The sequence below is a fragment of the Ideonella azotifigens genome (assembly GCF_006519715.1).
In the GTDB taxonomy this organism is placed as follows: Bacteria; Pseudomonadota; Gammaproteobacteria; order Burkholderiales; family Burkholderiaceae_C; genus Ideonella; species Ideonella azotifigens.
Genome location: NZ_VIDT01000614.1, coordinates 1 through 3,350, shown reverse-complemented (window position 1 = coordinate 3,350; position 3,350 = coordinate 1). Strand labels below are relative to the sequence as shown.

Below are 3,350 nucleotides of genomic sequence, written 5' to 3'. Positions count from 1 at the left end.
AGGGCCCAGATCGGAGCGGTCTCGCGCGTCAGCCGCAGCACCTCACCGCTGCGCACGTCCAGCCGCACCAGGTCGCCCACGGTGTCCTTCAGCTGCAGCACCGCGAGGTGGCGGCCGTCGTGGGACCAGGCCATCTCGCCATAACCCAGGCCTTCGCCGGCCTGCGCCAGCACGCGTTCCTGGCCGTCCGCCATGTGGTGCAGCATCAGCGCCAGGCCGCCAGGTGCACTGGAGGAGCGGCGCGAGAAGGCCAGCCACTGGCCGTCCGGCGAAGCGGCCAGCGTGGCGGCGCCGGTGAGGTAGTGGCACTCGGCCAGGTCGCGCCGGCTGTCGTTGCGCAGGTCCACCAGCATCACGCGGCAGCTTTCACCGTGCTGGCCTTGCAGGTAGGCCAGGTGATGGGTGTCCACCCAGACCGGCCGGTAGAGGCGGTCCTGCGGATCGGTCAGCTCACGCGCAGGCGCCTCGGGCCGCTGCAGGTCGACCACGCGCAGCCGCGGCGGTACGCCGGTGCGCCGCCACACATAGGCCAGCGAGTGCCCATCCGGTGAATAAGCGGGCGACTCCTCGATGCCTTCCAGCGTGGTGATGGCGCTCAGCGAGCGCTGCGCGACGGTGTTCGCACCGTGGCGAGCCTGCCAAGCCAGCGCCAGGGCCATGACCAGCAGCACAGAGACTCCACCGGCCAGCCAGGGCAGCTTCGACTTGCGGGCGGGCGCCGGCGCTTCCGCTTCTGCCCCGGTGACCTGAACCGCCGGCCACAGCAGCCGGTAGCCGGACTTGGAAATCGTCTCGATCGGGCCGGTGTCTTCGTCGGCCTCGCTGTCTGGCCGCACCGGCTCGGCGGACGACGCCTTGCGCAGGCTGCGCCGCAGTTGCGAGACGGTGTGCGTCAGGCCGCTGGAGCCGGTGTAGCTGTTGCCGGCCCAGACTTCGGCGATCAACTGCTCGCGGCTGACCACCTTGCCGGCATGCTCCGCCAGCCTCAGCAGCACCGCAGCGGCCTTGCCTGAAATGCGCTCGCTGCTGCCTTCGGCCTCCAGCGTGCGCGCGGCTGGATCGAACACGAAATGCCCGATGCGCCAGACGGCGTTGGGCGGCGATGCGGGCGCGGCTTCGGTCAACCCATCCAAGTCCTGCAACCCGCCCTCCGCCTTCTTCACAAAACATTCAAAAGTCGGACTTTAAGCGAGCGTGCGCTGCCCATTGGCGTCTGATTCGACGTGCTGCGGTAAAGGCTGGCCCTGCGGTGGGGGCGAAGACCGGGCAACAGCAGGCGGCAGGCCGGCTGCATACACTGCGCCGGATTCAAAGCCTTCTCCCGGAGCTTGCTGCATGGTCGATTCGTCCAACTACACCCCACCCGCCATCTGGACTTGGCAGCGCGAGAACGGCGGCAGGTTTGCCAGCATCAACCGCCCCATTGCGGGGGCGACACATGACAAACCGCTGCCGGTGGGGCGGCATCCGCTGCAGCTGTATTCGCTGGCCACGCCGAATGGCGTGAAGGTCACGGTGATGCTGGAGGAACTGCTGGCGCTGGGGCATGCAGGCGCGGAGTACGACGCCTGGCTGATCCCGATCAACGAAGGCGCGCAGTTCGGCAGCGGCTTTGTCGAAGTCAACCCGAATTCCAAGATCCCGGCGCTGATGGACCGCAGCGGGCCTGAGCCTGTGCGTGTGTTCGAGTCCGGCGCCATCCTGCAGTACCTGGCGGAGAAGTTTGGCGCCTTCCTGCCGGCCGGCGGCAGCGCGCGGGCCGAGTGCCTGTCCTGGCTGTTCTGGCAGATGGGCAGCGCGCCGTTCCTGGGTGGCGGGTTCGGGCACTTCTATGCCTACGCGCCGACCAAGCTCGAATACCCGATCGACCGCTACGCGATGGAAGTCAAGCGCCAGCTCGACGTGCTGGACCGGCATCTGGCCGAGCACCGCTACCTGGCGGGAGACGACTACACGATTGCGGACATGGCCGTGTGGCCCTGGTATGGCACGCTGGTCAAGGGCCAGCTCTACGAGGCCGGCGAGTTCCTTCAGGTGCACGAATACAGGCATGTGCTGCGCTGGACCGACGAGATTGCGCTGCGTCCGGCCGTGCAGCGTGGCCGCATGGTCAACCGCACCTGGGGCCAGCCGTCCAGCCAGTTGCACGAGCGGCACGAGGCCAGCGATTTCGACACGAAGACGCAAGACAAGCTGGGCGCCGCATGATCACGCTTTACGACTGCGCCACCGCGCCCAGCCCGCGCCGCGCCCGCATCCTGCTCGCCGAAAAAGGCGTGGCGCACGAGACGGTGCAGGTCGACCTGCGGGCCAACGAGCAGATGGGCGAGGCCTACCGGCGCATCAACCCGCAGTGCACCGTGCCGGCGCTGCGCACCGAGGAAGGCGGCCCGCTGCTGACCGACAACGCGGCCATTGCCGCGTGGGTCGAAGCCGCGTTTCCGCAGCCGCCGCTGCTGGGCAGGACGCCGCAGGAGAAGGCCGAGATTGCCAGCTGGCAGTGGCGCATCGAGTTCGAGGGGCTGATGGCGATTGCCGAGGCTTTTCGCAACAGCTCGCCGGCCATGGTCAACCGAGCGCTGCCAGGCCCGGTGGACCATGCGCAGATTCCAGAACTGGCGGCGCGCGGCCTGGCCCGGGTGCAGCAGTTTTTCGTGGACCTGGACCAGCGCCTGGCCGGACGCGAGTTCATCGCGACCGAGCGCTTCAGCCTGGCCGACATCACCGCGGTGGTGGCCGTGGACTTCGCGCGGGTCGTGAAACAGAAGCCCGGCGAGCAGCACCCGAACCTGCTGCGCTGGCGGGCGGCGATGGCGCTGCGGCCGTCAATGTCCTTGTAAGCTGCTCTCCATCCCTTGCGGGCATTGCGGCCGGCCTCCCTACAATCGCGCCCCTTTTCCCTGTTTTCCCTCACATCGCGCACATGGACATCGTCGTCAACGAAGAACTCAAGGCTTACATCGACCCGTTGACCGCGGAAGAACATGAAGCGCTGGAACGCAGCATCCTGGCCGAAGGCTGCCGGGACGCGCTGGTGCTGTGGGGCAATGTGCTGGTGGACGGGCACAACCGCTACGGCATCTGCCAGCAGCACGGCGTGCCGTTCCAGACGGTGCAGAACACCCGCTTCCAGAGCCTGGAAGACGTGCACCTGTGGATGATCGACCAGCACCTGGGCCGGCGCAGCGTGTCGGACTTCCAGCGTGGCGTGCTGGCGCTGCGCAAGCGCGAGATCGTCGCCACCCGGCGGCTGCGCAAGCAGGCCGAGCCGGCCGCGGAATTCAAGGCGCCGGTGGGCGACGAGCGCTTCGTGCCGCCCGAAAGCCAGCCCACGCCCAAGCCCGCCGACA

4 protein-coding genes are annotated in these 3,350 nt (G+C 68.2%); 3 read left to right on the top strand and 1 reads right to left on the bottom strand.

Annotated features, from left to right (window positions below; genetic code table 11):
- A partial coding sequence (locus FKP22_RS25035) for a winged helix-turn-helix domain-containing protein (protein WP_170201076.1) occupies positions 1 to 1,142 on the bottom strand: 1,142 nt, incomplete at its 3' end.
- A gap of 193 nt (positions 1,143 to 1,335) precedes the next feature.
- Between FKP22_RS25035 and yghU the strand changes: the two genes are divergently transcribed.
- From yghU to FKP22_RS25020, 3 genes are all read left to right on the top strand, one after another.
- A complete protein-coding gene (yghU, locus tag FKP22_RS25030; RefSeq protein WP_141290386.1) occupies positions 1,336 to 2,208 on the top strand; it encodes a glutathione-dependent disulfide-bond oxidoreductase in 873 nt (290 codons plus the stop codon).
- Positions 2,205 to 2,840 (top strand): glutathione S-transferase N-terminal domain-containing protein, encoded by a 636-nt coding sequence (locus FKP22_RS25025; protein ID WP_141290384.1) that lies wholly within the window; start codon positions 2,205 to 2,207, stop codon positions 2,838 to 2,840. The genes yghU and FKP22_RS25025 overlap by 4 nt, the downstream gene beginning before the upstream one ends.
- A gap of 83 nt (positions 2,841 to 2,923) precedes the next feature.
- Positions 2,924 to 3,350: ParB N-terminal domain-containing protein (locus FKP22_RS25020; protein WP_510606726.1), on the top strand; the 427-nt coding region annotated here is incomplete at its 3' end.

Excerpts from the sequence above, each read along its gene's own strand:
- yghU (WP_141290386.1), top strand. The coding sequence starts at position 1,336 with ATGGTCGATTCGTCCAACTACACCCCACCCGCCATCTGGACTTGGCAG.
- FKP22_RS25025 (WP_141290384.1), top strand. The coding sequence starts at position 2,205 with ATGATCACGCTTTACGACTGCGCCACCGCGCCCAGCCCGCGCCGCGCC.